The 25011-nt window shown below is 38.4% G+C and carries 25 protein-coding genes; 13 read left to right on the top strand and 12 right to left on the bottom strand.

Features of this window, described 5'->3' with window-relative positions; all coding sequences use genetic code 11:
* Positions 1–67: 67 nt before the first annotated feature.
* Positions 68–850: an ABC transporter permease gene (locus FA047_RS10310; protein WP_136835951.1), complete on the bottom strand. Its 783-nt coding sequence runs from the start codon at positions 848–850 to the stop codon at positions 68–70.
* 1 nt (position 851) lies between these two features.
* The gene (locus FA047_RS10305) at positions 852–1760 is read right to left on the bottom strand and encodes an ABC transporter ATP-binding protein (RefSeq protein ID WP_169304378.1); all 909 of its coding nucleotides are present in this window, start codon (positions 1758–1760) and stop codon (positions 852–854) included.
* Positions 1761–2432: 672 nt separating this feature from the next.
* On the opposite strand from FA047_RS10305, the gene FA047_RS10300 reads away from it, so the two are divergent.
* The gene (locus FA047_RS10300; RefSeq protein WP_225872695.1) at positions 2433–3248 is read left to right on the top strand and encodes a sensor histidine kinase; all 816 of its coding nucleotides are present in this window, start codon (positions 2433–2435) and stop codon (positions 3246–3248) included.
* The gene (locus tag FA047_RS10295) at positions 3245–3994 is read left to right on the top strand and encodes a LytR/AlgR family response regulator transcription factor (protein WP_136835949.1); all 750 of its coding nucleotides are present in this window, start codon (positions 3245–3247) and stop codon (positions 3992–3994) included. Before FA047_RS10300 ends, FA047_RS10295 begins: the two co-directional genes overlap by 4 nt.
* Here the strand turns inward: FA047_RS10295 and FA047_RS10290 are convergent.
* The 4 genes from FA047_RS10290 to FA047_RS10275 are packed head-to-tail and all read right to left on the bottom strand — an operon-like array spanning position 3991 to position 10289.
* Positions 3991–4743, bottom strand: coding sequence for a lysophospholipid acyltransferase family protein (locus FA047_RS10290; protein ID WP_136835948.1), 753 nt, complete (start codon positions 4741–4743; stop codon positions 3991–3993). The two genes, FA047_RS10295 and FA047_RS10290, sit on opposite strands and share 4 nt — an antisense overlap.
* Before the next feature lie 43 nt (positions 4744–4786).
* Positions 4787–5341 (bottom strand): NUDIX domain-containing protein, encoded by a 555-nt coding sequence (locus FA047_RS10285; protein WP_136835947.1) that lies wholly within the window; start codon positions 5339–5341, stop codon positions 4787–4789.
* Positions 5342–5375: 34 nt separating this feature from the next.
* The gene (locus FA047_RS10280; RefSeq protein ID WP_136835946.1) at positions 5376–7769 is read right to left on the bottom strand and encodes an outer membrane beta-barrel family protein; all 2394 of its coding nucleotides are present in this window, start codon (positions 7767–7769) and stop codon (positions 5376–5378) included.
* A gap of 9 nt (positions 7770–7778) precedes the next feature.
* Positions 7779–10289 (bottom strand): TonB-dependent receptor domain-containing protein, encoded by a 2511-nt coding sequence (locus FA047_RS10275; RefSeq protein ID WP_225872694.1) that lies wholly within the window; start codon positions 10287–10289, stop codon positions 7779–7781.
* Positions 10290–10361: 72 nt separating this feature from the next.
* Between FA047_RS10275 and FA047_RS10270 the strand changes: the two genes are divergently transcribed.
* Positions 10362–10961, top strand: coding sequence for a thioredoxin family protein (locus FA047_RS10270; RefSeq protein ID WP_136835945.1), 600 nt, complete (start codon positions 10362–10364; stop codon positions 10959–10961).
* An 11-nt stretch (positions 10962–10972) separates the two neighbouring features.
* On the opposite strand, the gene FA047_RS10265 is transcribed toward FA047_RS10270, so the two are convergent.
* Positions 10973–11254, bottom strand: coding sequence for an ATP-dependent Clp protease adaptor ClpS (locus FA047_RS10265; protein ID WP_136835944.1), 282 nt, complete (start codon positions 11252–11254; stop codon positions 10973–10975).
* Between the two features lie 77 nt (positions 11255–11331).
* Here FA047_RS10265 and FA047_RS10260 point away from each other — a divergent pair, with 77 nt between their 5' ends.
* Positions 11332–12381 carry a 3-oxoacyl-ACP synthase III family protein gene (locus FA047_RS10260; protein ID WP_136835943.1) on the top strand — a complete coding sequence of 350 codons (1050 nt, stop codon included), beginning with the start codon at positions 11332–11334 and terminating at the stop codon, positions 12379–12381.
* Positions 12382–12385: 4 nt separating this feature from the next.
* Here the strand turns inward: FA047_RS10260 and FA047_RS10255 are convergent, their stop codons facing one another.
* The 4 genes from FA047_RS10255 to dcd form a co-directional block, all read right to left on the bottom strand.
* A complete protein-coding gene (locus FA047_RS10255) occupies positions 12386–13261 on the bottom strand; it encodes an SDR family oxidoreductase (protein WP_136835942.1) in 876 nt (291 codons plus the stop codon).
* Positions 13262–13263: 2 nt separating this feature from the next.
* Positions 13264–14025 carry an enoyl-CoA hydratase/isomerase family protein gene (locus FA047_RS10250; RefSeq protein WP_136835941.1) on the bottom strand — a complete coding sequence of 254 codons (762 nt, stop codon included), beginning with the start codon at positions 14023–14025 and terminating at the stop codon, positions 13264–13266.
* Positions 14026–14034: 9 nt separating this feature from the next.
* On the bottom strand, positions 14035–16713 hold the full coding sequence (locus FA047_RS10245; protein ID WP_136835940.1) for a TonB-dependent receptor plug domain-containing protein: 2679 nt from the start codon (positions 16711–16713) through the stop codon (positions 14035–14037).
* An 85-nt stretch (positions 16714–16798) separates the two neighbouring features.
* Entirely contained in the window at positions 16799–17335 is a 537-nt protein-coding gene (gene dcd, locus FA047_RS10240; protein ID WP_136835939.1) for a dCTP deaminase, read from the bottom strand.
* A gap of 149 nt (positions 17336–17484) precedes the next feature.
* On the opposite strand from dcd, the gene FA047_RS10235 reads away from it, so the two are divergent.
* The 5 genes from FA047_RS10235 to FA047_RS10215 all read left to right on the top strand — a co-directional run bounded on the left by FA047_RS10235 (position 17485) and on the right by FA047_RS10215 (position 20430).
* On the top strand, positions 17485–18126 hold the full coding sequence (locus FA047_RS10235; protein WP_136835938.1) for a 4'-phosphopantetheinyl transferase family protein: 642 nt from the start codon (positions 17485–17487) through the stop codon (positions 18124–18126).
* Between the two features lie 27 nt (positions 18127–18153).
* Positions 18154–18849 (top strand): lipoyl(octanoyl) transferase LipB, encoded by a 696-nt coding sequence (gene lipB / locus FA047_RS10230; RefSeq protein ID WP_136835937.1) that lies wholly within the window; start codon positions 18154–18156, stop codon positions 18847–18849.
* A gap of 91 nt (positions 18850–18940) precedes the next feature.
* Positions 18941–19261, top strand: coding sequence for a CD225/dispanin family protein (locus tag FA047_RS10225; protein ID WP_136835936.1), 321 nt, complete (start codon positions 18941–18943; stop codon positions 19259–19261).
* Positions 19262–19342: 81 nt separating this feature from the next.
* Positions 19343–19663: a DUF2752 domain-containing protein gene (locus FA047_RS10220; protein ID WP_205943289.1), complete on the top strand. Its 321-nt coding sequence runs from the start codon at positions 19343–19345 to the stop codon at positions 19661–19663.
* A 122-nt stretch (positions 19664–19785) separates the two neighbouring features.
* Entirely contained in the window at positions 19786–20430 is a 645-nt protein-coding gene (locus FA047_RS10215) for an SGNH/GDSL hydrolase family protein (protein ID WP_225872693.1), read from the top strand.
* Here the strand turns inward: FA047_RS10215 and FA047_RS10210 are convergent, their stop codons facing one another.
* Entirely contained in the window at positions 20431–21165 is a 735-nt protein-coding gene (locus tag FA047_RS10210; protein WP_136835933.1) for an RDD family protein, read from the bottom strand.
* 87 nt (positions 21166–21252) lie between these two features.
* Between FA047_RS10210 and FA047_RS10205 the strand changes: the two genes are divergently transcribed.
* Genes FA047_RS10205 through FA047_RS10190 form a run of 4 tightly spaced genes read left to right on the top strand, consistent with a single transcriptional unit; the run spans position 21253 to position 25010 of the window.
* Entirely contained in the window at positions 21253–22197 is a 945-nt protein-coding gene (locus tag FA047_RS10205; RefSeq protein ID WP_136835932.1) for a stage II sporulation protein M, read from the top strand.
* 5 nt (positions 22198–22202) lie between these two features.
* Positions 22203–23096 carry a hypothetical protein gene (locus FA047_RS10200; RefSeq protein ID WP_136835931.1) on the top strand — a complete coding sequence of 298 codons (894 nt, stop codon included), beginning with the start codon at positions 22203–22205 and terminating at the stop codon, positions 23094–23096.
* A complete protein-coding gene (locus tag FA047_RS10195) occupies positions 23062–23832 on the top strand; it encodes a hypothetical protein (protein ID WP_136835930.1) in 771 nt (256 codons plus the stop codon). Before FA047_RS10200 ends, FA047_RS10195 begins: the two co-directional genes overlap by 35 nt.
* Positions 23829–25010: a DUF4350 domain-containing protein gene (locus tag FA047_RS10190; protein WP_136835929.1), complete on the top strand. Its 1182-nt coding sequence runs from the start codon at positions 23829–23831 to the stop codon at positions 25008–25010. The genes FA047_RS10195 and FA047_RS10190 overlap by 4 nt, the downstream gene beginning before the upstream one ends.
* Position 25011 lies beyond the last annotated feature (1 nt).

The following is a 25011-nucleotide window of genomic DNA, read 5'->3' as shown; positions in this document are numbered from 1 at the left end:
TGATGTATAAAAGAAAAGGCGGATGTAAATCCGCCATTCCTTAACTATTAAACTAAAACTAAACTTATTATTTCATGCTTTTTCTAGCCACAATGAAGTAACCTAATATGAAAAATATAGCAGCATATACAAGGCTGCTGTATATTTCCTGTGTGAAGAATACCTGCGGTTCTTTGCCCTTTGTCGCAGTTAATACCATGGCAGGATGACTATAAGGTATTAAATAAGCATATTCCCAGCCTTTAGTTGCTGTAATTATGCCTGCTATAATCCCAATGAAACCTATACCCATAGGTTTTAAAAAATCACTCCATATTAAACTGGCGATAAATTGCAGTGAGAGAATACCAAGTGAGGATAGAAACAATTTTAAATATACTTTTGAAAGTAATCCCAGAGGATTAACTTCATTGAAGTTATAGCCTTTGACCAGCAGATGTAATAGATTCCCGGAAAGGTAGGTCAGCAGAACAAATAGCGATAAACAAATAAATATCAGCAAAACTGCATAAAGGTACTTTGCTGCATATATAGAGAATTTATTTAAAGGTTGCGCAAACAAGGTTTTCCAGGTGTCATTCTTATGTTCTATATTATTCACTGAAAAGGCCATAAAAATAACATAGAATGGCAAGATCAGCATACCCATGACGCTTAGTGCTGAGCCGCTGTACATCATCCACAAGGCCTCTGCAGGGTAGTGAACTTTAGACATCCTTGCCGACTGGCTGAAAAAGCCGAAAGCAATCAATGAACAAATCAATAACGGGAGTAAAATAGCGGCCCAAAAGGCTAGTGTTTTTCTGGATTTGTAAAACTCAGATTTAAGGGATATCAATAGAGCGTGCATATTAATTGTTTTTTGTAATGTCCAGGAATAGATGTTCAAGGTCCTTTCTAACCTGATATATGCTTGAGACGGTAAAACCATTTTGAACCAGAAGCGTATTTATTTTGCCACTTTCTTCAGCCGATTTATACATTAAGCTTATTTTCTTTTCTTCAATTGTATTGACCTCAAAGCCATTTGATTTTAGGAATTCCGATGCCCGGTCAATATCTGATACCTCAATTTCTATGGTTGGTTTGCTTAGGTCATGGAGTTCTGTAATTGTTCCCTGAAATAGCAGCTTGCCTTTGTTGATAATCCCAACATGGGTGGCGATTCTTTCAATTTCACTCAGCAGGTGACTGGAAACAAGGATGGTCTTGCCGTGTTTGCTGGCCAATTCAATCATCAAATTACGAATTTCTATAATTCCATTTGGGTCAAGGCCATTAGTCGGCTCATCAAGCAGTAACAATTCAGGATCAGATAGTAAAGCCAGGCTGATACCAAGGCGCTGCTTCATTCCAAGAGAATACTTCCCTGCTTTTTTATCTGCAGCTTCTGTAAGGCCTACCAAAGCTAGCATTTCATCAGCCTTTCTTTTGTTAATACTCAACAAAATGCACCTGTTTATCAGGTTTTCTTTTCCGGATAAATGGGCATAAATAGCAGGTTGTTCCACCAGGGCTCCAAGTCTTTTCAGGCTTTTAATTCGGTTGCTGTTGATTTCTTTTCCAAACAGGTAGACTGTATCCTTCTGTGATTTTAACAGATTTAAAAGAATTTTAATGGATGTTGTTTTTCCTGCACCGTTAGGTCCAAGAAATCCATATATACTTCCTTTTTGAACTTTTAACGACAGATTGTCGACGACCTTCTGCTGACCAAAATAGTGGTTCAGTCCACGCGTTTCAATTACCAGTTCGCTCATTTATTATTTAGAAAAAGGATTACTTACTTTTATAATATTTGTGTTTGATGCTGAAGACTTTACAGTCATTTCTTCGTTCTGGCTATTGTTGCTATTTTTTGCCAGTGTTAACAGCATCATAACGAATACTGGTACTAAAAGAAGTAGAAATGGCGATACGTTTGTTAACTTTTTCATAGTTGTTTCGTTTTTCGAGTGTTTTAATACTGTTTGTGCTCTCTTAAGAGCTTGTTACACTCGGTTTGATGAAACAAATAGAATAATAAATTAAAGGCTATTAAAATGTTTTAGACCAAGTTCAAATAATTCTAGATAAACGCCTTAAAAGCATAGTTTTGTGATTAATTGGTTTATTTGGGGATTTGGTAGAAAAAAAAAGGCTGTTCGTCGAAACGAATTAACTAAAACGGTTAGATTCCGTTATTTTCGACCACTGGAATCTTTGTCAACAGGCATCTAATGAAGAGTAAAAAATCTTTTATAATACACTTGGTTTTTTGGTTAGCAACGCTTATTGTTCCAATAATAGGGGCTATTAATAGTGATTTAGGGTCGTACGATATCACCGTAAAATATGGATATTTTGCGATCATTAATTTGTCCATTTTTTATATTAACTACACGCTGCTGATTCCTCTACTGATTCAGCAGAAAAAAAGATATGGTCTTTATATGCTTGCTATAGTATTGGTAATTGTGATTATGGCGATTATCAAGACATTTTTAGCCGCTGTATATAGCAATATTATATTGTCGCATCATGTGATAGCCTCAAATGTCCCATTTTACGAAGAGTTAGGGACATTTGCTGTTCAGGCTATATTTACTTCCGGATTTTTTATTGTAGTAAGTGCTTTGCTTAAGTTTGCAATAGACTGGGTAGGAAATGAAAAAATTCAAAAGAACCTCGTTAGTGAGAAAAGAGAAATGGAGCTACAATTTCTAAAATCTCAACTGAACCCACATTTTTTGTTTAATTCGTTAAATAACATTTATTCCCTTGCTTATCAAAAATCAGATAAAACAGCTGACGCAATATTAAAACTTTCGGAAATCATGCGGTATATGATCTATGAAAGTAACGACAGCTGGGTCGCACTGAGCAAAGAAATAGATTACGTCCAGAGTTTTATTGAACTGCAGAAACTTAGATTTAAAGATGGGGCCGCTGTAGAGATGACTTTACAGGGGGAAATTGATGACCAGCATATAGTTCCACTTATTCTGATTTCATTCGTAGAAAATGCGTTTAAACATGGGATAGCCAACGATCCACAGAACCCAATTAAGATCAATATTATCGCTAATCAAAAAATCCTTCATTTCAGTATTACTAATAAAAAGAACACCTATAATAAAGATGAAATGGGAGGTGTTGGATTAAATAATGTCGAACGGAGATTACAGTTACTTTATCCGGACAGGTATAAATTAAATATTGTAAATTCGGCTACCCATTACACCAGTGAGTTAATGCTTGACATATGATAAAGTTAAAATGTATTGCGGTAGATGATGAGCCGCTGGCACTCGATATTATAGAAGATTATGTTTCTAAGGTGCCTTTTTTAGAATTGGTAAAAAGAACTGAAAATGCTATTGAAGCTCTACAAATGGTGCAAGCAGGGGGTATAGACCTTGTTTTTCTTGATATTCAGATGCCCGAGCTCACAGGAATCCAATTCCTTAAAATAGCCAATGGGAAAGCAAATTACATCCTCACAACAGCGTATTCTCAATACGCGCTTGAAAGTTATGATCTTAATGTGTCAGATTATCTATTAAAACCGATTGCGTTTGACCGATTCTATAAAGCAGTTGAAAAAGTACATAATCAGACGAAGCCCGCTGAACCAATTTCTCCTCCTCAGCCCCTTCTGACATCAGCCCCTTTTTCCACAACGGCAAATCCAATCCAGGATTTTATATTTGTCAAAACTGAACATAAAATTCAAAAGATTGAGCTTGATGACATACTTTATATAGAAGGTTTAAAGGATTACATCTCTATATATACGAAATCAGAACGCATCATTACACTTCAGAATATGAAGAAGATGGAAGAAACATTACCACAGGGTCAATTTATCAGAGTGCATAAATCCTATATTATTTCCCTTGATAAAATAGAGAGCATTGAGCGTAGCAGGATCTCAATATGTTGTAAAGTAATACCAATAGGTGATACCTACAGAGACGAATTCTTTAAGCGTATTGACAATAAGAATATTTAGTGTAGTTCCGTTAAAGATTTATTCAGCTTAGTTCTTATTGCATTTTCAGCGTCCATCGTGACTTCTTCAGGTTTTTTTCCTGCAGGCTCTAAAGGTTCTAAAACAGTCCAGCGGAGTCTTTCTCCAAAGCTTAAGGGGTAACTGCCATATTGCACTAGTTTCCATGAGTTTTCTATTGCTATCGGGACTATCAATGCATCAGGTACCACTTTTAAAAGTGTCGCGATACCACCTACCTGGAAAGGCTTTAGTTTTCCATCTTTAGATCTTGTACCTTCCGGGAATATCATCGTTGACCATGTGTTCTCTTTCATTCTCCTACCAAGCTTTATGATTTCTGATACAGCCTGTTTGCTGTCCTTGCGATCTATGTTTGCCCCGCCACCATATTTGAGATTGAATGAAATGGAAGGGATTCCCTTAGTCAGCTCTATTTTAGAAATGAATTTAACATGGTGTTTTCTCAGAAACCAAATAAGTGCAGGTATATCATACATGCTTTGATGGTTGGCTATAAAAATTATGGAACGGTTCGTTGGAATGTCAAATTTGTTATCAAAAGATATTGAGGAGCCCAAAAAAAGGTCACAATAAGTTAGGAAGAAATTGAGTATATCCACAGAAACCTTATGTGCTTTATATCCAAAAAGCTTATAACATACCCATTGAATAGGCTGGAAGATGACCAGGGTAAGGAAGAAAAGAAGATAAAAAAGAGGGCTAAATATGTAGCCTAAAAACTTGTTCATAATTGATCAGTAAAAGCCTTTACAATATTAAGGTATTTTTGAATTACAAAGCTCCCTGAAGCAATAGAATTTTCGCTTTGAGAATTGCAGCTACACTCATACTATCTGTTATTTGTCCATTCATAACCATTTGATAGGCTTCTTCAAAAGATACCTTCCGCACTATGAGCTGTTCTGTTTCTTCGGGTTCTGCGATCCCTTCTTTCAATCCTTTAGCGATATAAATAATCGCGAGTTCATTGCTTACAGAATTTGACAGGTGCATTCTCTGGATCTCAGTCCATTCAGTGGCTGTAAGACCTGTCTCTTCCAGGAGTTCCCTTTTGGCACTTTCCAGTGGTTCCTTGTTTAAGGGACCTCCACCTTCGGGAATCTCCCAGCTGTATGCCTTTAAAGGAAACCTGTACTGGCCGATCAGCCATGTATTCAGGTCATCGTCCAGGGGTAAAATTCCAATTGCATAATTTTTAAAATGGACCTCCCCATAAATGCCTTTCCCTCCGGAAGGATTGATAACCTGATGTTCAGTTAGCCCTATCCAGTTGTTTTCATAAATTTTATGGCTTTCTATAGTGATCCAGGGGTTGATATCTTCCATAACGACCAATATACAAATTCTGTTTTCAAATTTATCAGGGCTTTGTTGCCGGGGGTGGGATAGGTTTTGTTTTACTTACCTTCGTAAATCTGTAGTTGAGGCTTAGCGTCACATTACTGGTGTTGCTTGTGTAAAAGTTTTCCGATCGGAAGTTGATTCCCTCGTTGATAGAAGAATTGCTGCTCCTGCCGAATGGATCGCTTATGCTGATTCGCGCATTCAGTTTATTTTTAAGAAACACCTTTCTAGCGCCCATCCAAGTGGTAATGGAGCCTTTGTTTCTACCCTGAGCGGAAATATTATTATAATAATTTACATTTCCCTCAAATGCTGTTTTGAAAGGTAATTCCATCGATAAACCAATGCGTCCGCGAAGATTTTTGCCTTTTCTGTTTAGGGCACTGTTTCGGTCAGATTTATAGGCTGCCTGGCTAAAACTAAAATTGGCATTCGTAGAGATGGTCTTGTGCGGACGGTAATTGCCGATAAGGAATAAACTATATTCGGTATTGGAACCGACATTGTCAAAGGTTGTTTCTGAAACCCCTGTCTGGTCGACAAACCGATACCTTTCTATTACCGCTTTTCGGGTAGAGTATGCCAACTTTGGAATAAACGACCATAGCTTGCCATAGACATTAAAGCTGATGTCCATTTGGTGGGTCAACTCAGGTAGTAGGTTTGGGTTGCCATAGTTGATATTGAGCGGATCTGTATTGTTTACCTGCGGATTCAACGAGTTTTCCCTTGGCCTGTTTACGCGAACACTATAAGAAGCGCCAATGTTGTACCTTTTCCTAAAATTTCTGTTAATTGAAAAACTTGGAAACAGGCTAACATAAGGGTCTATGGTATAGCTTTCTCCCGAAGACAAGTCAAAATCAACCTTCGTTAATTCAGCTCTTAAACCTGCCTTGGCTCCCCAGTTTTTGCCTCTTAAATTATAAGTTGCATACCCTGCAAAAATGTCTTCTTTGTATAAAAATTGATTACTTAGGTTTTCATTAACTACATACTGACCTGTGTTAAAATCAAAGCTTTGAATCAATTGATCATTATTGTTGTTACGGAAATTGTACATCAAACCAAGCTCAATATGATCTCTTTTTTTGAACACCGGCCGGTCATAGTCCAATTTAAAACTCAGTCCGTTGTTGGTGATGCCATTTCTATTTTCCTGCAACCTCGAACTCCGGTTTGCGGGTGTATAGGTCGTGTTTTGTAACCTGCCGTTAAAATTATTATTGTCATTGTATGTAATTCCTGCTGATAATTTTCCGCCGGTAGTATCGGTCTGGATGTCATAGTCAGCGTCAAAAACGAAGGTATGGCCTGTCCGTTCCCCGGTTGTATTCTGATTTCTCAAACTACTCTCAATAAGGTCTTCATCCAAATAGTGATTGTATGCTCCGGATTTATTGTTGTTTACGTTGTTGTTGTAGTTTGTGGATACATGCAGATTTTGCTTCTTCGTAATATCCCAATCAAAATTTACTCTGTAATTGCCACCATCACCTGAGTCGCGGTTGTCATTAAAATTATTATAGTAAAAAGTAGTGTCTGAAAAGAAGTTTTCCCGGTAATTCTCATTTGTATTCTTTCGGATGTTATAACGGTAGGAGGCCCCTCCATTAATGGAATAAGTCTTGCTTTTATAGGATGCATTTGTGTTGACGCTGGTGTTACCTTCCAATCCAACAGAAGCTCCGGCATTTCCTCCAAGACCAATTTTGAAATTCTTTTTCATCACGATGTTGATGATACCTTCGCCATCACCGGAATATTTTGCCGGAGGGTTGGTCATGACCTCAATTTTTTCAATGGCATCCGAAGGCAAGACACTTAGCAGATCGGCAATGTTTGAGGTCATGTAATCCGAAGGCTTTCCGTCTATGAAGATCCGTGTATTTCTTTTTCCGGAAATTGAAGCATTCCCATCCAGGTCTACTTCCACCATTGGTACATTTTTTAAGATATCAGAGGCAGTGCTCCCTTCAGATTGGATAGACGACTCCACATTGTAAGTCATCATATCCGCTGCATACTGAATCAGGGGCTTTTCGGCATTTATGGTTATTTCATTTAAGCTGGTTTGATCTGCAACTAATTTTAAGGTACCGAGCCTTTTCTCATATTCTTTTTCTGTAAGAATGATATCGTTTATAACCAAAGGGCTAAAGCCGACGTAGCTGACTTTTAATGAATAGCTTCCATGCTTTAATGAACTGATCTTAAACAAGCCATTTTCATCAGTGGGCACCGTTATCAATGGCTGCTGTGTTCCTGTAATGTAAAGTGAAACTACAGCTGCCGGCACAGGGAGAGCTCCTATCTGCTCTACTATTTTCCCTGATATTATACCTTTGTCGGCCGCATACGTATGCAGAGTAATCAATACTAGACAGGATACAATGATCAAGCGTTTCATATGTGAGGCTTAGAATGACTCTTCGTCAGAGCGCATTTCCTGATCTAGCTTTTTGCTCTTCTTAAAATTGAAATCATTTTTACCAAAGCGATAAGAGAAGGTCAGATTGGCCATAGTACCCTGCATTCTTCTCCTGAAATCGATAATGGTATTATTTGCTTCAGTCGTCATGCTCCATTGGCGTGTATTAAACACATCTCTTACATTAAGACTTAGCGATGATTTCTTGTTTTTAAAGTCATATTTTGCTCCGGCATCAACAGCATACATCGCATTTCTTTTTCCTTGAGCCATCACCTCTGGTGCACGGTAATCACCTTTTAATTGCATAGTAATGTTGTATGGAAGTACAAAGTTGTTGGTCAAATTTGCATTCCAGCTAAAACCGGAATTTTCCAATATGCCATAAGAAGGCACGCCTTTAATTTTGCTTTGATATAAATTTACATTCGCGGTAAAATTCCAGGCCTTGCTCACATCTACCCGGCCTATAAATTCCATTCCGCTGTTGAGCTGACTTGTTAAATTCTGAGGAGTACTAATGGTAATCCCATTTTCGTCGGGATCTGTTCGTACACGCTGTATTACATCATTTGTCTGACGCACATAGACACTTGAAGTAAAAGTTATTTTAGACCAGAATTTCATATAACTCAGCTCAAAAGCATGAACATCTTCCGGTTTCAGATTCGGATTTCCCTGACGGTAGTTTAACGGGTCTGACACATCTAAGAAAGGGTTGGTATCCCAGCCTCGTGGTCTGTTTACACGTCTGCTATAGTTTAACTGTACTTGTTGCTCTCCCTTAAATTTTTGCGTTAAAAACATACTAGGATACAATCTGGTGTATTCTACTTTACCTGGGCTATATTGTAAGCCTGACGACGTATACATGCCGAGACGCGTATCCAAAGTGGCATCTTCTGCCCTTAGTCCAAATTGATATCCAAAGTCTTTTACCTGATTCTGATAATTTACATATAATGCATGAACCTGATCTTTACTGTTGAACTCATTGGTAAGTGAGTAATTCACCTCATATTCACCAGTAATGTTGTTGAATCGGTCTGAGTAAGTATTATTCTCGGCAAATTTAATCTGACTGCGGTATCCGGCTTCAATTTTTCCGGCTTTACCTACAGGCAATGTATAATCTGTTTGTATATTGTAATTCCTGTTAAGCCCATTTCCATCGTTGCGCTGAATATCAGGGAGAGTTCCCACAGCATTGCCACCTATGTTATAAATATTAGTGTTATAAATCTGATAATTGTCGTTTGTCCCCTCAGAGAAACTGAAATTAAAGGTGAGCTCTTCCTTGGGCTTATTGAATTTTTGTGTAAAATCCAGGTTCAAATCATAACTGCCGCCAGAACCCAGGTTTGAGTTATCACGATTGCTAAGCTCTAAAGGGGAATTTTGTTTGTTAAATTTGTCAATCTTCAGGAATTCATTTCTGTCATTGTCTCTATTGTTAAACCCCGCGGTAAAGCTCAATATGCTTTTATCAGTTACATAATAGTCTATCCCTGCTTTTACATTATGCCCTTTTTCCAGAGATTTTGAGTCCGTATTTTGATTTGCGTATGCAGTAGCAAAAGCACTGTTTAAATAGGTGATGTTGTTGTATCCTCCACCTAATCTATTTCCATATCTATAGCTGTAATTTCCGTAGATATTTATCTTTTTGTTCTGGAAACTCAAATTAGTGCTTGCATTGTAGTTATTTTGATTGCCACCGGTTAAGGCAACAGAACCATTAAACCCTAATTTTTTATTCTTTTTAAGGACAATATTAATGATGCCCGATTGTCCTTCTGCGTCATATTTTGCTGAGGGGTTGGTGATCAACTCAACACTTTCAATTGAACTTGCAGGCAGGGACTGAAGAATCTGGGCGACATTTCCTCCAGCAATTAAGGAAGGCTTTCCATCTATAAGTACCTTTACCCCGGTTGAACCGCGCAAGCTCACATTGCCATCTATATCTGTCTGAACTGACGGCACATTTTGAAGTAGGTCTGATGCAGATCCGCCTTCGCTCACCAAACTTTGATCTACTGAGAAAACTTTTTTATCTATGCCCAGTTGCATTGAGCTTTTTTGTGCCGTAATTGCTACTTCATTTAACACTGTTCCTTTGGCTGTCTTCATTTTGATTGTGCCAAGGTTAATCGTCTTAGCAGCATCAGAAATAGATATGGAGTCCCTTACCATAGTTTGATAACCTACATAGCTTATTTTAAAAGTAAATACGCCATTAGGTATCCCTGCTATTACCAAATTGCCTTCTGCGTCAGTTTGAGCTCCTTTTACCACTGCTTTTGTTTTTGTGTTGATGACAATGGCTGTTGCATAAGGCACACTTTCATTATTTTGTGCGTCAATTACTTTGGCAGTAATTTTACCATCTCCTGTAGTTTGTGCATTAAGTTTTACAGAAACAATACAAATAGCAATCGTTAAAAGCAGTACTTTGCACACATAATTCTTCATTGGGGATCTTTCTTTTTTCATCATTTATATAAGAGGGACAAAGAAACGGCGAGGAAGTTTAAAAAAATAGGGCGTAACTATTTTATTACAGCAATTATGATTAACTACAGTAATATTTTTGATAATGATGGTATAAGCTATTCTGCTTATAGGGATTTAATAGACAAACTTTTAAGTGAAGGCAAGACAACGGGCCCTGACGATTCGGAAGCAATGCTTCATTATACGAAGATGAATATACAGCGGATGAGCAGAGTAGATAAAACGCTTGAATTACAAGAATCACTTATCAATGTCCTTACTGATGTCAAAAATAAGCACCTTTTTTTAGTCGTAACTGAAGGCTGGTGTGGTGATGCAGCACAAATTGTCCCTGTTTTTAATAAGATCGTTATTGATTTCTCTGATAAATTTGATCTGAGGTTTGTTTTAAGAGATAAAAATTTGCCATTGATAGATGCCCATCTCACAAATGGTGGCAGGGCAATTCCTGTACTCCTGATCTTAAATGAAGAAGGTGCGCTATTAGACAGTTGGGGACCCAGACCTGCCGTGCTTCAGGAGCTATTGGCTCAATGGAAAAAGGAAACGACTGACATGATGGAGATTGCAGAAAAGCTTCATGGTTGGTACGCTAAAGATAAAACCTATACCACTCAACGAGAATTGACAAAGCTATTAAGGAAATTGAAATAGGCTCCCGTAAACTAATCAACAGAAACGGTCAAGCCTTCCTGTTGCAGAATTTTACGATAAACTTCCATTTCAGTAAATGAACCTTCCAAAACAGCACATTTGCCTTTGTTGTGTACCTCCCATGCAATTTTTTCGGCCTGATGTTCTGAATAGTCAAGGTATTTCATCATACAGTGTATTACGTGGTCAAAAGTATTTACATCATCATTCCAAAGTATTAAGCGATGAACCGTTTTTAATGAGGTAAGGATTTCTTCCAATGTAAATGTTTCTTCTTTAGTTTCTGTAGACATAGTGCAAAAATAAGCTAATTTCAAAATAATGTTGTAGTTAAAGTTATTTTTGCTTAAAATTAATACAAACTCCAAATATGATGCAGCGTTCAAAGATTGCCGGTATCGGATATTATGTCCCTAAAAATATTTATACAAATAACGATCTGTCCCGTTTCATGGATACCAACGATGAATGGATACAGGAACGCACTGGGATTAAAGAACGAAGGTTTGCCGATCGTCTTGAAGAGACAACTACAACAATGGGGATTGAGGCAGCCAAAATTGCTATTGAACGTGCCGATATTACTGCTCAGGATGTGGATTTTATTATTTTTGCAACATTAAGCCCCGATTATTACTTTCCTGGCTGTGGAGTCCTGCTCCAAAGGGAAATGAAGATGAAAGAAATCGGAGCACTTGATATCAGGAACCAATGCTCTGGATTTGTATATGCTTTGTCTGTTGCTGATCAATTTATTAAAACCGGAATGTATAAGAACATCCTGGTGGTAGGAAGTGAGAAGCATTCCTTCGCTATGGATTTCGAAACCAGAAGCAGGAATGTATCTGTAATATTCGGAGATGGAGCAGGGGCTGTGGTCCTTCAGCCGACAAATAATGAAAACCAGGGTATTTTAAGTACACACCTGCATAGTGATGGTGCCGATGCAGAAATCCTCGCTATGTTTTATCCGGGATCAAACGCTAATAAATGGCTTAAAGACAAGCCTGGATATCCTGATCAGGAACTAGGAGGGTTGTTTTTAACCACAGAGCAGCTGGAAAGTGGTGCAGCTCTTCCTTACATGGATGGGCCGGCAGTATTTAAAAAGGCTGTCGTTAAGTTTCCGGAAGTTATAAAAGAAGCCTTAAATGCAAATAATTTAAAGCCCGAAGATATTGATCTCCTTGTACCACATCAGGCAAATTTGAGGATAAGCCAGTATGTGCAGCAGTTGTTGGGCCTGCCAGACGAAAAGGTCTTTAATAATATTCAAAAATATGGCAATACTACGGCCGCGTCCGTTCCTATAGCCTTATGTGAGGCCTGGGAAGCAGGAAAAGTTAAAGAAGGGGACCTGGTTTGTCTCGCCGCATTCGGATCAGGATTTACCTGGGCCAGTGCACTAATCAGATGGTAAAAAATCAGCTGCCTTTTGCAGATCTTGTCATTTGCTCAAAAGCATCCCACATCTCGTTAGGTATAGCTTCTAATCCATTGAACTGACCGGCACCCTGTAACCATTCACCGCCATCAATGGTGATGACCTCTCCATTGATATAACCCGCGAAATCGCTAATGAGAAATGCAGCGAGGTTTGCGAGTTCTTGATGATCACCCACACGTTTCAGAGGGACACGATTTTTAAAATCAAACTTTTCAGCAAGATCACCGGGCAGCAGCCTTTCCCAGGCACCTTTTGTTGGGAATGGTCCTGGTGCTATAGCATTTGTTCGGATACCATATTTGCCCCACTCTACGGCGAGTGACCGGGTCATTGCCAATACGCCGCCTTTGGCGCAGGCAGAAGGTACTACATAAGCTGATCCAGTGAAAGCATAAGTGGTCACAATGTTTAAAACACTTGCGGCCTGTTTTTCACTAATCCAGTGTTTGCCGAATGCAAGTGTACAGTTTACTGAGCCTTTCAAAACAATATCTATAACAGCGGAGAATGCATTGGCAGATAAACGTTCTGTAGGGGCGATGAAATTCCCTGCAGCGTTGTTGATCAGTCCATCAACTTTTCCGAAGACCTTTATGCTTTCTCTCAGAACATTTTCTACCTGTTCGTACTCTCTGACATCACAGGCTACGGCAAGTACTTTTCCGCCTGTTTCTTTCTCCATTTCTGTCGCAGTCTTTTGAAGCACATCAACCTTACGACTTGTAATCACTAAATTTGCACCCAACTTTAGGAAATAAGTACCCATTGCCTTTCCTAAGCCAGTTCCTCCACCAGTAATTACTATGGTTTTTCCTTTTAACGCATCATCTCTTAACATGGATTGATTGTACATAGCTATTTTTTTTGAAGGTTATCTATTATTGTTTTAAGGATACTTCTGGTAGAAGGGGACCACCACTGCTTAAGCATAATTTCCAGTGATGCACTTTGATCCGCGCCAGCAACCGAGATCAGGCTCTGTCTTATATTTAGCTTGCTCTGTTCCCATGTATTGCGCTCCATAGCCATATACTTTCTGATTTTCCGTTCTGCTGCGGTAAGTATGCTGGCCGGATTTACAATTTCGTCTATCAAACCAACCTGAAGAGCTTCTTCAGGACTAAACAGTTTTCCTTCAAGCAAGCTTCTTGAAGCATTAGCCTGCCCAATCCAGAATGAATACAACTGGAATATACTGTTAGGTACTATAATTCCTACAGGTACCTCATTTAATCCTATGATATACTTTCCTTCAGACATTATCCTGTAGTCGCATGCAAGCGCAATTACACATCCTCCGGCGGGGCTATGTCCATTTACAGCAGCAACGATGGGTTTTTTAAATGAGATAATATTTGCCACAAAATCTAAAAATAGATTCCAGAATGATTTTACCTCTTTTTCTCCGTAATTATAAAGTTCTATCAGGTCCAATCCCGCTGAAAAGAAATGTTCCTTCCCTGTGATGATTACACCTGCTATATTTTGATCAGTTGAAATATTTTTCAATATGTCATTCAATTCTGTAATCATCTCAGCATTGAGGGCATTAGATTTGCCTCTGTTAAGGGTAATAATAGCCAAATGATCCTTTACACTAACTTTAATTGTGTTCATCGTTATTCCTTATTTAACTTCGTATGTATACACAGATCTGGCTAGATTTCCAGCCATATCTATCCCTTCAACAACAACACGGTAGTTTCCTGCTTCGTTTGAATTGTAAAAGCTGAACTGGCCTTTACCGCCTTCATTGGTTGAAATATGTGGAGCCCAATAGATCGTAGTCCTTGAATCAGTTGCACTATTTGGAACGTCGTATTTAGGTGAATAGAATTGACGGGGAACAGAATAGCCTTTAGGAGAGTAAGAGATGATACCAGGAACAAATGTAGACGCACTGGAGAACCCGCCACCTCTCTTCGTAGTAATAACCAATACGCCACCTCCACCGTTCGAACCATAAATAGCGGTATTGCCTATCGATTTAAGAACCTCGACACCTTCAATATCAGTGACATTGATGTTGTCAAGAGTTTCAGGTTCTATTTGCATGCCATCTAATGTAATGTGCATAGGTGTATTTCCATTTCTCATAAGGTAAGGTATTCCATTTCTGAAAATCAGCCCCGCTACCCTTCCTATCAGGCACTGAGAGATTGTGGTACAATTCTGAAGTTGCTCGGCAGTTATCACCGCATCTGCGTTTCTGCTGAGGTTAGAAGAGTTCTTAATTACATCTTTCTTCTCTACAATGCTCACTTCTTTCAAAGTGATGGTCTTCTCTAATAAACCACGTTTGGTCAGTTCATCAAAAAAGCTACTGCTTTTTCTTAAATAGCCCGATAGTGCTTCATTTACATTGATTTCAATATCACCATTGTTCTTGCTTTTTGTAATAATTTGACCATCAGTTACATCAAGCTTTATGTCTACATGTTTTTTGTCTTTAGCGTTTCGGGCCTGTACAATAAACTTGGTGCTGTCGTTGAAACTCATCGGTTCAAAACTAAAGTGACCCTGCTCATCTGTCAATGTGTCGGTTGCAAAAAAACCGCCGGATGATGAAAACAACGATATTTTGCCTTTAGGCACTGGTTTTCCTCCATAAGTAGTAAGGATGCCGCTAATTTTTAATGCCTTTTCAGGCTGGTATCTGATTATTGGGGCGAGGTCATTGATCACATTTTTCCAGATAAACCTTCTCCAACCCTGAGTTAGTAAAAGATTGTCCAGGTCTTGCAGTGTTTTTGAGTCCGAATTCAGGAAGTAGTAATTTGGCTTTTCTACGTATCCAACGATATCTGATGTCAGTAAAAGTGAAGTGAAGATATTGGTTTCATTTTCTTCATCAGGTTTAACTGAGGCCGTGTTTGTAACAGAAACAGAAAAGCTCCCCTGTACAGGTTTGTCAGCAAAGGCGGCTTGAATATCAATGTCTACTTTTTCCTTTCTCTGATAGGTTGTCTTGGAAGATGATATACTGGTTTTTATATTATCGTTGGGGTTTTTTACAAAAATAAGCCTCTCACACAATGGTGTATTATTTGCTGAAAATAATGTGAGTTGGATGATTCCAGATGGTAAATCTTTTTTAGGGATGTTGGTGATAAAGATTTGTTTCGATGAAGACGTTTTGGAAACAAAATAAACATTTCCATTATGCTGGGCAACCAGTTTTAATTCCCCGGTACCAACCAGGTTTTCGCTTCGTAAAACCTTGGCGGTTAAATTATCAGAAGAATTGTTTGTTGTCAGGATATATCCGCTTTGGAGAGATTTAGGTAAGTTAATCGTTCTTTCTGAGCCATCTTTAAACTTGACCTTAGCTGTATACGTTTTGCCGGGTTGTGGGTTAAGGATTAAGCTACCTATGCCCAGATGCTGAGTGCCAAATGTATTGATTTCAGTACCGTCGTTATCCACAACCGTACCTGTGATGTCTTCACCAAGACCAGAAGCATTAGTTGCTTTAATGCCTATTTTATTTGGTAGATTTTCTACCAGATTTCCGCTTTCAGGAAAGAATTGGACATCAACAGCGGTTGAGGTAGCCTTTACAGGAATATTTTTAATGACCTTTTTGTTTTCCGGAAGAGAGATTGTCGTAACAATCTTGCCTGATTTATAAATTGAAGGTTGGGCATTCAGAAAACTAATGTTGATTTCTCCCTGCTCATTGGTTGTTGCTTTTCCTTTTGCCTGATTCCTGAAGTTTAGCTCTACTTCATAAGACACATCTTTTTGTACATAAGGACTACCTTCCTTGTCTGTAAACCTGATTTTTGCATCAACTTTTTCTGTTTGATTTTGCTTGCTAAAGCTGTAAGTAGCATTCGTAAAAACACTATTAGCCCAGGAATTGCCAATTTTTATTGTTTTATCGAAAAAGAACTCAGTGCCCATATTTCTCATCCATTGGGTATAAGCTCTTATCCTGTAGTTGCCTTCAGATAAAGAATCAGGCAGCTTAAAATCCCCCCAGGTCAGGCCCGCAATAACAGGAAGCCTTACTTGTTTTTTTAGCGAATCTTTTTCATTGATTAGGTCAACGTATAATATGCCGCTTAAGTCAGATGGTTTCGAAGTTTGCGCATTGATGATGTATGCTTTAAACCAGATGTCATCGCCGATAGCATAATAAGGTTTGTCTAAATGCAGGTATACTTTCTCCTGAGGATTCTTTTCATTGTAGACTTCCAGCTTTTTCAAAAGCGCACTAAAAGGATCATCGTCGGCAGTATAAGCGAGAATGGTAAAAAATACAAAAAAGGAGAAAACTGGTAACGCTATTCGAAGTTTCATGAGCAATAAGCATTAGCAAAAATAATGCCTCAATATAAGAATATTGAGGCATTAAATCAATTTAAAACTTAGTTACAAATCGTACTTAAAATTTGTTTTTCCACATCATACTTTCCACGGGTTTAGTGGTTTTATTGTTGTATTTTGCGTTGTTCTTTGTATTGTACATGGTTTGAATATCGCCCTCTACGGTGAAATAGATCAGCTGACCAATTGGCATACCGGCATAAATTCTTACAGGCTGAGCACAGGAGATCTCTAAGGTCCAGGTATTGCAAAATCCAACATCTCCTTTTCCTGCAGTTGCATGGATATCTATTCCTAATCTCCCTGTACTTGATTTCCCTTCTAAAAATGGAATATGTGCATGAGTTTCTGTATACTCTAGTGTAACGCCAAGGTATAATGTTCCCGGGTGTAAAACGTAACCTTCTTTCGGGATCTCAAAATGATCAATTTTATTGTGGGCTTTTGCGTCCAGGATCCTGTCTTTGTAAGTGGCCAGATACTTGCCCAAATGAACATCATATGAATTTGTGCCCAGGCATTCTGCTTTAAAAGGTTCAATAATTATTGTTCCTTTATCTATTTCTTCAAGAATTCGTTTGTCGGACAGTATCATTTCTCGTTAAATGTGAATGTTTTTGATTGGCTATGAAGCTTGCGATACTCACTTATCAGTATTCCCAATTGTAAGTTTTGCAACAATCTAGCATTTGGACGAAATTATGATTAATTTAAGATACTTTTGCATAGTTTTCTAAAATAGACATGCCCGTAGTTTTTAATAAAAAAATTGACGATGATACCATGCTGGCGGTATGGAAGATCGAAGAAACTGAAGAGCAGCTGATATCAGGTCTGCAGTTGAAACAGCATGAGCTGGATTTTATTTCTTCCTTAAACAACGGGAAGCGCCTATTGCATTGGCTAAGTACTAGAGTATTACTGCGGACAATGTTAAACACTTCTGAATATATCGACTGTAGGATGGATGAGCATGGTAAGCCTTATCTGCCAGATCTTGACTATCACATTTCATTAAGCCATTCTTATGATTATGCCTCAGTGATTATTGGTAAAGTCAAGAAAGTAGGTGTAGATATAGAATTGATTAAACATAAAATCAAGAGCATCAGACATAAATTTCTTTCAGATTCGGAACTGGCGCAGAAGCAAATAGGAGATAATATCAACGGACTTTATATCTGCTGGTGTGCAAAAGAGGCAATCTATAAATGGAATGGACGTAAAGGACTTGAGTTTAAAAAGGACATCCATATTAAACCATTCAAATTAAAAGATAGCGGTAGCTTAAGTGCTTTAGTAGACCTGCCTGAAGGAACACAGGAGCTTACAGTAAACTATTTTAAAACTAATGATGGCTACATGCTGGGCTATGTAGTCGGCTAAACAGGATTAGGTAATCCATTTGTTAAAATGAATAAAAGAGTTGAATTTATAGATTGGGGACTGACCGATTATCAGATTGCCTGGAACAACCAGGAAGAGATATTTAATCGTACAGTAGCTGTAAAAACACAAAATAGAACCAATAGTGCCCACTTGGATACGCCCAATTATCTTGTGTTTTGCGAGCATCCGCATGTCTATACGCTTGGTAAGAGTGGTCATCCTGAGAACCTGCTGCTGGACGAGAGTGAACTTAAAGCGAAAAATGCGACCTATTACAAGATCAACAGGGGAGGAGACATTACTTATCACGGTCCCGGACAGATTGTAGGCTACCCCATTCTGGATCTGGATAACTTTTTTACAGACATACATCTTTACCTGCGCACATTAGAAGAAGCGGTTATCCTTACTTTAAAAGATTATGGAATAGAATCTGGCAGATATCCCGGCTTTACCGGAGTGTGGCTGGATGCTGACAATGACAAAGCCCGCAAAATATGTGCTATGGGCGTAAGGTGCAGCAGGTGGGTTACCATGCATGGTTTTGCATTTAATGTTAACGCCGATCTGGATTATTTCAAGAACATTGTCCCTTGCGGGATCGATGATAAGGCAGTGACCTCCATGCAAAGCGAATTAGGATATGCTTTGGATATGAATGAGGTAAAAGAAAAATTGAAAAACCACATTGCGAGTCTTTTCCATATGGAGCTAGTTTGAGAAAATTAATCCCTTCACTATTTCATCTTTAATTTAAAAAATCTACATTTAGAAAAGGTTTCACTTAAAAAATTAAAATCTAAATCAATCTATGGAAAATCAACAATCTCAAGGCCAGCCATTTGGCCAACAACCTTTTGGCAATGCGCCAACTCCTCAGCCTAAAAATTGGTTGGTAGAATCAATTCTTGTTACTTTATTCTGCTGCCTTCCACTTGGAATAGTCGGTATAGTTAATGCTGCAAATGTAAATAGCAGGTATGGAGTTGGAGATTATGCTGGTGCTCAGGCCGCTTCGGACGCTGCAGGTAAGTATACAAAAATAGGCTTCTTCGTAGGTATAGGTGTAATCGTTTTATATATCCTATTTTTCGTAGTAATGGGTCTGGGAGGAGCAATGTTTAGCTCTTAAGTTTTGATAAAATTAAAATACATCTTGGGGTTAGTTGTGGTTATTGGCCTGGCCATTTTATATTACAAGTATGACCCTAAGATGTACGATTTTTTTCCTGAATGTCCATTTCACAAGTATACAGGGCTGGATTGTCCTGGGTGCGGCTCTCAAAGAGCTGTTCATGCATTGCTGCACGGCAATATTTTGCTAGCCTTGAATTACAATTCCTTACTGGTAATTAGTATTCCATTTCTGTTCATTCATCTGATCACAAAAATTATATCTTATTTGACACAAAAAGATTTCATTTGGAAAATTTGGTACAACCCAATTACTCCCAAAGTAATATTTGTTATAGTTATAGTTTTTTGGATTAGCCGTAACATTCCCTGCACTCCTTTTGATTATTTAGCAGCCTAAAGCTTTTTAAACCCCATGAAATCTACCACCATGCATTCTACGTAAATAGCATCATGAGATTTTCTATTTTATTTACATCATTATTCTTAATATTGGCCTGCAAAAAAGCAGAACTGAAAACTATGGATACAAAGGAAATTCCCACAAATGCTAATTCCGGCCAATTTAGCTATCTTGCTCTTGGCGATTCTTATACCATAGGTGAATCTGTCGAGCAATCAAAAAACTTTCCATATCAGTTGGTTGCACAGCTTAAAGCAAATGAGATTGCTGTCAAAAATCCTGTAATCATTGCAAAAACAGGATGGACTACAAGTGAACTGCAAACTGCAATTAAATCAGCCGCTTTAAAACAGCAGTTTGACATCGTAACGCTATTGATCGGAGTAAACAACCAATACAGAGAAGAGTCTAAGGAAACTTATCGAAAAGAGTTTAAAGAATTACTCCAAACCGCGATATGCTTCGCCGCTAAAGGCAGTTCCCGGGTTTTTGTAGTTTCAATACCCGACTGGGGGGTGACCCCTTTTGGTAAGCAGAGCGGAAGAGGTACAGAGAACATTGCAAATGAGATTGACGCGTTTAATGCCATCAATAAAGAAGAGACACTTAAAGCGGGAGTAAGCTATACTGACATCACACCTGCATCTAGACAGGCACTGAATGATCAGACATTAGTCGCCGCAGATGGACTCCATCCTTCCTCAAAAATGTATCTTGACTGGGCCCTGAATGTAGCCAAACCCATAATAAAAAGTGTGAAATAACTATTCTGCCACAGCAGTAATGTAATTATAGTCTTTTACTATCGTCTTCAGAAATTCCATTTGATTCATTCCTTCTGGTATAGTCAGAGACAGGTGATCTGCAATTTTTGCAGCCATCGAGTAGACAAGCTCAGGATTTCCAGTCTTATAATAAGTCGTGATCACTTCATGAATCAATTCCAGGTCACGGTCAGAGAGTTCGTGCGCATCATGAAATACAGCTGTATACTTCTCTTCTGTAGGATGGAAGGCGATGTGCTCAGAAGTTGTTCTTGGTACAGTTTTAATCACAGTAGTTCCGGCCACAATATCCCCAATCCTTTGTTTTTTTTCTGAAAGCGCAATACAGATCAACCCGCCTATCTGCGCAGTAAGCAGAAAATCTACCAGCCTGAATACCCAGCGGATAAAATATTGGCCTATACTTGCCTGCCCGCCATCCAAACTCACTACTCTGATCTTCATGAGCCTTTTCCCGATACATTGCCCATTCATAAAAACCTCACAAATAAGGTTGTAGAAAATGTAGGATGCCACATACAAGGAGATCACTACAATAAAAGCAATGTCCCCACTTGAGATCGTATTTGTCAGCAACGCTAAAAGTACAAATAAGATATATAGCCCGATAAAGCAAGCCAAATCTATCAATCTGGCGGCTATCCTTTCGCCTATGCCGGCAACAGGATAATCAATATCTACATGTTGGGAGGTATTTACCTTAACTGTTTCCATATAGGCTCAAATATAATATTGTTTAATTTATTCTTGTAAAATTGTTTTTTGTGGTATTTTAACAAAAAATTATACGCCTTAAAATCTATGAGAGAGTCTTTATTTGTAAAGCAGAATTCCGCTAAATGGAAATCTTACGAGCAAATGCAATCAGCAAGCCCCGATGAGCTGGCTGATCGATTCATAGATATCACAAATGACCTGGCCTACGCCAAAACCTTTTATCCTAAATCCAGGACTACAGCTTATCTCAACGGAATCGCTTCGGTACTCCATCAATCCATCTATAAAAACAAAAAAGCGGATAGCAACCTGTTTATCAATTTCTGGAAAACTGAATTGCCATCTTTATTTTATACCTACCGCAGACCTTTGTTGTATGCTTTCATATTCTTTGTAATATCCTCCTTAATAGGAGCGCTTTCTGCAAAATATGATGATTCTTTCATCCGTCTCATTCTTGGTGATGGTTATGTGAACATGACGAATGAGAATATTGCCAAAGGCGATCCCTTCGGGGTATATAAGCAAGACGGAGAGTTTTCTATGTTCCTGAAAATAGCCAGCAACAATATCTATGTTTCCTTAGTGATGTTCCTGAGCGGTATTTTTCTTTCTGTTGGCCCTGTCTTCTTTATTTTAAAAAACGGAATTATGCTCGGCTCATTTGAATATTACTTTTTTAGTAAAGGATTAGGTTTGGAATCTGTGTTGGTCATCTGGATTCATGGCACCCTGGAAATCCTAGCAATTATCATTGCAGGCGGTGCGGGACTAGTGCTTGGGCATGGCCTATTATTTCCAAAAACCTTTACAAGATTTCAGGCATTTCAGCAGAGTGCTAAAGACGCTACAAAAATAGCTTTAGGTATATTACCCATCATCGTCCTTGCAGCGATATTTGAAAGTTTCGTAACCAGACATACCGATATGCCGATATGGTTAAGCGTTTCCATTTTGGCGGGATCACTTTTATTTATGATATGGTATGTAATTATATATCCAAGACAAATTGTTAAACGCACTCAATAAAAAAAATGGCAGAAAAAGTAGAGTTCAAAAAGATCAGAGATTTCGGGGAAATCATTAATGATACCTTTTTATTTATAAAGCAGAATTTTAAACCGCTGATGAAGGTGTTTATCTACCTTTGCGGATTCTTTATCCTTGCAGCAATGCTGTCTGCGATTATGCAGCAAATCGGTTTGCAAAATGCAATCAGAAGTGGCATTGGTGCTGGTTCTGATGGCGATGCTGCCCTAACCAGGTTCGCACAGGTATTAACACTGGATTCCCTGATATTAATTGTTTTTTCAATGGCAAACTATACGGCGATCTACGTTACCGTCATTAGTTTTATTGCATTGTACGTTGAAAAAGGAAAAATTGCACCATCAGTGGAAGAGGTATGGGCCTATTTTAAGTATTATTTTTTCCGTGTTTTAGGAAGTAGTATTATCGTTGGTTTGTTTCTGATCTGTTGTTTTGTAGCATGTTTTGTCCCATTCGTCTATGTATTTCCGGCAATGTCCCTATTTTTCCCTATCATGATATTGGAAAATGCAGATTTCGGGTATTCATTCAGCAGGTCGTTTAAGCTGCTAAAAGATCAATGGTGGGTAAGTGCGGGGACTATATTTGTACTGTGGATCATTACTTATGCGTCTATGTCTTTTGCCTCATTGCCTGCCATCATTCTTAGTATCTTTAGTGCTTTTACAGAAGGCGCAAACGGCATATCAAATACGGTAATCATTATATCTACTATTATCCGATACCTTTGCCAGATCTTTATGGTGCTGCCTGTCATCGGTATTTGTCTGTGCTATTATAACCTCAACGAACGTCAGGACAATACAGGTTTGCTTGAAAGGATTGATAAATTCGGAAAACCCAATGCGGACATTAATCCTATTCCTGAAGAATATTAATATGCGCTTTCTGCTTTCAGCTTTTCTATTATTTGTATCATTGCAGATCCGGGCAGTTGATAAACCAGGGACCTTGCCTTCACATCCGGCAGTGGTGAAAACAGATAGTAGTAAGGTTGCGCTCCGCAGCTTTGATGCAAAAAAGCTCAACAGCTTTAAAGCATCAAAAGATTTTCAATATGATGATGTGCCCCCTCAGCAGGAAAGTTTATGGGACAGATTCTGGAGATGGTTCTGGAGTTTAATCAGCCGGCTTTTTAGTAATATTCATTCGCTCTCAGGTAGTGGGAGCTTCATCAAATATTTGGCAATCACCGTTTTTTTTGCACTGGTAGTTTTTGCGGTAATCAAAATAATCGGCGCAGATCTGGCCATTTTTTCGAAAAAGTCTAAAGCCATCCAAATTCCATATTATGAAACTGACGATAATATTCATGAGATCAATTTCAATGAAGAAATCGATAAGGCCATATCCAGCGGGAATTACAGACTTGCAGTTCGCTTGCTTTACTTATTGTCGCTAAAACAACTTAATGATAAAAGTCTGATCCACTGGCTTCCGGAAAAAACAAACCAGACCTACCTCAGTGAGATAAAAGATGAAAACAACAGGATACAGTTCTCCACCCTTACCCGGCAGTTTGAGTACATTTGGTATGGTGAGTTCATGATCAGTAAAGATAATTTTACGCTTGTAAAAAACTCCTTTGAACAATTCAATTCTCAAATATCATGAAAGGACTGAGGAGATATCTGATTGTGAGTGCGATCCTGCTGGTCGCATATCTGGTCGCACAATATTATAAACCAAAGCCCACGGATTGGACACCTACCTATTTAAAAGAACATAAGATTCCTTTTGGAACTTTTATCCTTCATCAGCAGATCCGAAACATTTTTCCTAATGCACAATTAAAAATAGCCAATAAAAGAGCATACAATACACTTAAGGATAAAGCACATAAAAATGCCGTTTATCTGCTAATTGCCTCGAAAATAGATCTTGATAAACTTGATCTGCAGGAACTGATGAAGTTCATGTCTTCCGGTAACCATGTTTTTATCGCCTCATTTGATATCGCCAATATATTGAGTGATACTTTAAAATTGAAATCGACATCTTCATATAACTATGTCAACAAGAAAAGCGATGGAATTAATTTTACAAATCCACAGCTAAAATCGCGGAATGCTTATCATTTTAAGAAGGGATTAGGCGATCAGTATTTTAGTGAATTCGACACAGCCAGAGCAATCGTATTGGGTAAAAACGAGAGAGGAAATGCCAATTTTCTGAAGTACACTTTTGGTAGGGGTGCTTTGTATATTTTGCCAAATCCTCAATTGCTAACTAACTATAGCTTACTAATGCCTTCCGGGGCAGATTATGCCACTAAAGCATTATCGCATCTGCCTTCATCAGAAACACTGATTTGGGATGAATTTAATACCAAGCCGGATACCGGCGACACCTCGGTATTGCGCGTCATCTTTAGAAATGAACACCTGAGATGGGCATATTACCTTGCTTTAATCGGTTTGGTCATTTTTGTCATTTTTGAGATGAAACGCAGACAGCGCATCATACCTATCGTAGCGCCATTAAGTAACTCCTCTGTAGACTTCGTGAAAGTCGTAGGACAGGTATATTACCAGCAACGTGACAACAGGGATATAGCCAACAAAAAATCCAGCTATTTTCTGGAGCACATCAGGAGTACTTATCACTTTAAAACTGCTGAGCTGGATGAAGAACTTCAAGAAAAATTAAGTATAAGATCTGGTGTCAAAGCAGATACAATAAACCAGCTGTTTAAGCTCATCAAACAGATTAATGGCAGCCATAAGGTCGATGACCAATTGCTCATTGACTTTAATAAACTAACTGAACAATTTTATAAACAAGCCCAATAAA

The sequence above is a fragment of the Pedobacter frigoris genome (assembly GCF_005116445.1).
Lineage (GTDB): Bacteria > Bacteroidota > Bacteroidia > Sphingobacteriales > Sphingobacteriaceae > Pedobacter > Pedobacter frigoris.
The sequence above is the reverse complement of the archived record's forward strand: the minus strand, read 5'-3'. Positions and strand labels throughout refer to the sequence as shown.

Excerpts from the sequence above, each read along its gene's own strand:
- FA047_RS10195 (WP_136835930.1), top strand. The coding sequence starts at position 23,062 with ATGCGGACATTAATCCTATTCCTGAAGAATATTAATATGCGCTTTCTG.
- FA047_RS10285 (WP_136835947.1), bottom strand. The coding sequence starts at position 5,341 with ATGGAAGATATCAACCCCTGGATCACTATAGAAAGCCATAAAATTTAT.
- FA047_RS10275 (WP_225872694.1), bottom strand. The coding sequence starts at position 10,289 with ATGATGAAAAAAGAAAGATCCCCAATGAAGAATTATGTGTGCAAAGTA.
- FA047_RS10225 (WP_136835936.1), top strand. The coding sequence starts at position 18,941 with ATGGAAAATCAACAATCTCAAGGCCAGCCATTTGGCCAACAACCTTTT.
- FA047_RS10265 (WP_136835944.1), bottom strand. The coding sequence starts at position 11,254 with ATGTCTACAGAAACTAAAGAAGAAACATTTACATTGGAAGAAATCCTT.
- FA047_RS10245 (WP_136835940.1), bottom strand. The coding sequence starts at position 16,713 with ATGAAACTTCGAATAGCGTTACCAGTTTTCTCCTTTTTTGTATTTTTT.
- FA047_RS10250 (WP_136835941.1), bottom strand. The coding sequence starts at position 14,025 with ATGAACACAATTAAAGTTAGTGTAAAGGATCATTTGGCTATTATTACC.
- FA047_RS10270 (WP_136835945.1), top strand. The coding sequence starts at position 10,362 with ATGATTAACTACAGTAATATTTTTGATAATGATGGTATAAGCTATTCT.
- lipB (WP_136835937.1), top strand. The coding sequence starts at position 18,154 with ATGAATAAAAGAGTTGAATTTATAGATTGGGGACTGACCGATTATCAG.
- FA047_RS10215 (WP_225872693.1), top strand. The coding sequence starts at position 19,786 with ATGGATACAAAGGAAATTCCCACAAATGCTAATTCCGGCCAATTTAGC.
- FA047_RS10290 (WP_136835948.1), bottom strand. The coding sequence starts at position 4,743 with ATGAACAAGTTTTTAGGCTACATATTTAGCCCTCTTTTTTATCTTCTT.
- FA047_RS10280 (WP_136835946.1), bottom strand. The coding sequence starts at position 7,769 with ATGAAACGCTTGATCATTGTATCCTGTCTAGTATTGATTACTCTGCAT.
- FA047_RS10305 (WP_169304378.1), bottom strand. The coding sequence starts at position 1,760 with ATGAGCGAACTGGTAATTGAAACGCGTGGACTGAACCACTATTTTGGT.
- FA047_RS10310 (WP_136835951.1), bottom strand. The coding sequence starts at position 850 with ATGCACGCTCTATTGATATCCCTTAAATCTGAGTTTTACAAATCCAGA.
- FA047_RS10210 (WP_136835933.1), bottom strand. The coding sequence starts at position 21,165 with ATGGAAACAGTTAAGGTAAATACCTCCCAACATGTAGATATTGATTAT.
- FA047_RS10220 (WP_205943289.1), top strand. The coding sequence starts at position 19,343 with ATGTACGATTTTTTTCCTGAATGTCCATTTCACAAGTATACAGGGCTG.
- FA047_RS10235 (WP_136835938.1), top strand. The coding sequence starts at position 17,485 with ATGCCCGTAGTTTTTAATAAAAAAATTGACGATGATACCATGCTGGCG.
- FA047_RS10200 (WP_136835931.1), top strand. The coding sequence starts at position 22,203 with ATGGCAGAAAAAGTAGAGTTCAAAAAGATCAGAGATTTCGGGGAAATC.
- FA047_RS10255 (WP_136835942.1), bottom strand. The coding sequence starts at position 13,261 with ATGTACAATCAATCCATGTTAAGAGATGATGCGTTAAAAGGAAAAACC.
- FA047_RS10190 (WP_136835929.1), top strand. The coding sequence starts at position 23,829 with ATGAAAGGACTGAGGAGATATCTGATTGTGAGTGCGATCCTGCTGGTC.
- FA047_RS10260 (WP_136835943.1), top strand. The coding sequence starts at position 11,332 with ATGATGCAGCGTTCAAAGATTGCCGGTATCGGATATTATGTCCCTAAA.
- FA047_RS10295 (WP_136835949.1), top strand. The coding sequence starts at position 3,245 with ATGATAAAGTTAAAATGTATTGCGGTAGATGATGAGCCGCTGGCACTC.
- FA047_RS10300 (WP_225872695.1), top strand. The coding sequence starts at position 2,433 with ATGCTTGCTATAGTATTGGTAATTGTGATTATGGCGATTATCAAGACA.
- FA047_RS10205 (WP_136835932.1), top strand. The coding sequence starts at position 21,253 with ATGAGAGAGTCTTTATTTGTAAAGCAGAATTCCGCTAAATGGAAATCT.
- dcd (WP_136835939.1), bottom strand. The coding sequence starts at position 17,335 with ATGATACTGTCCGACAAACGAATTCTTGAAGAAATAGATAAAGGAACA.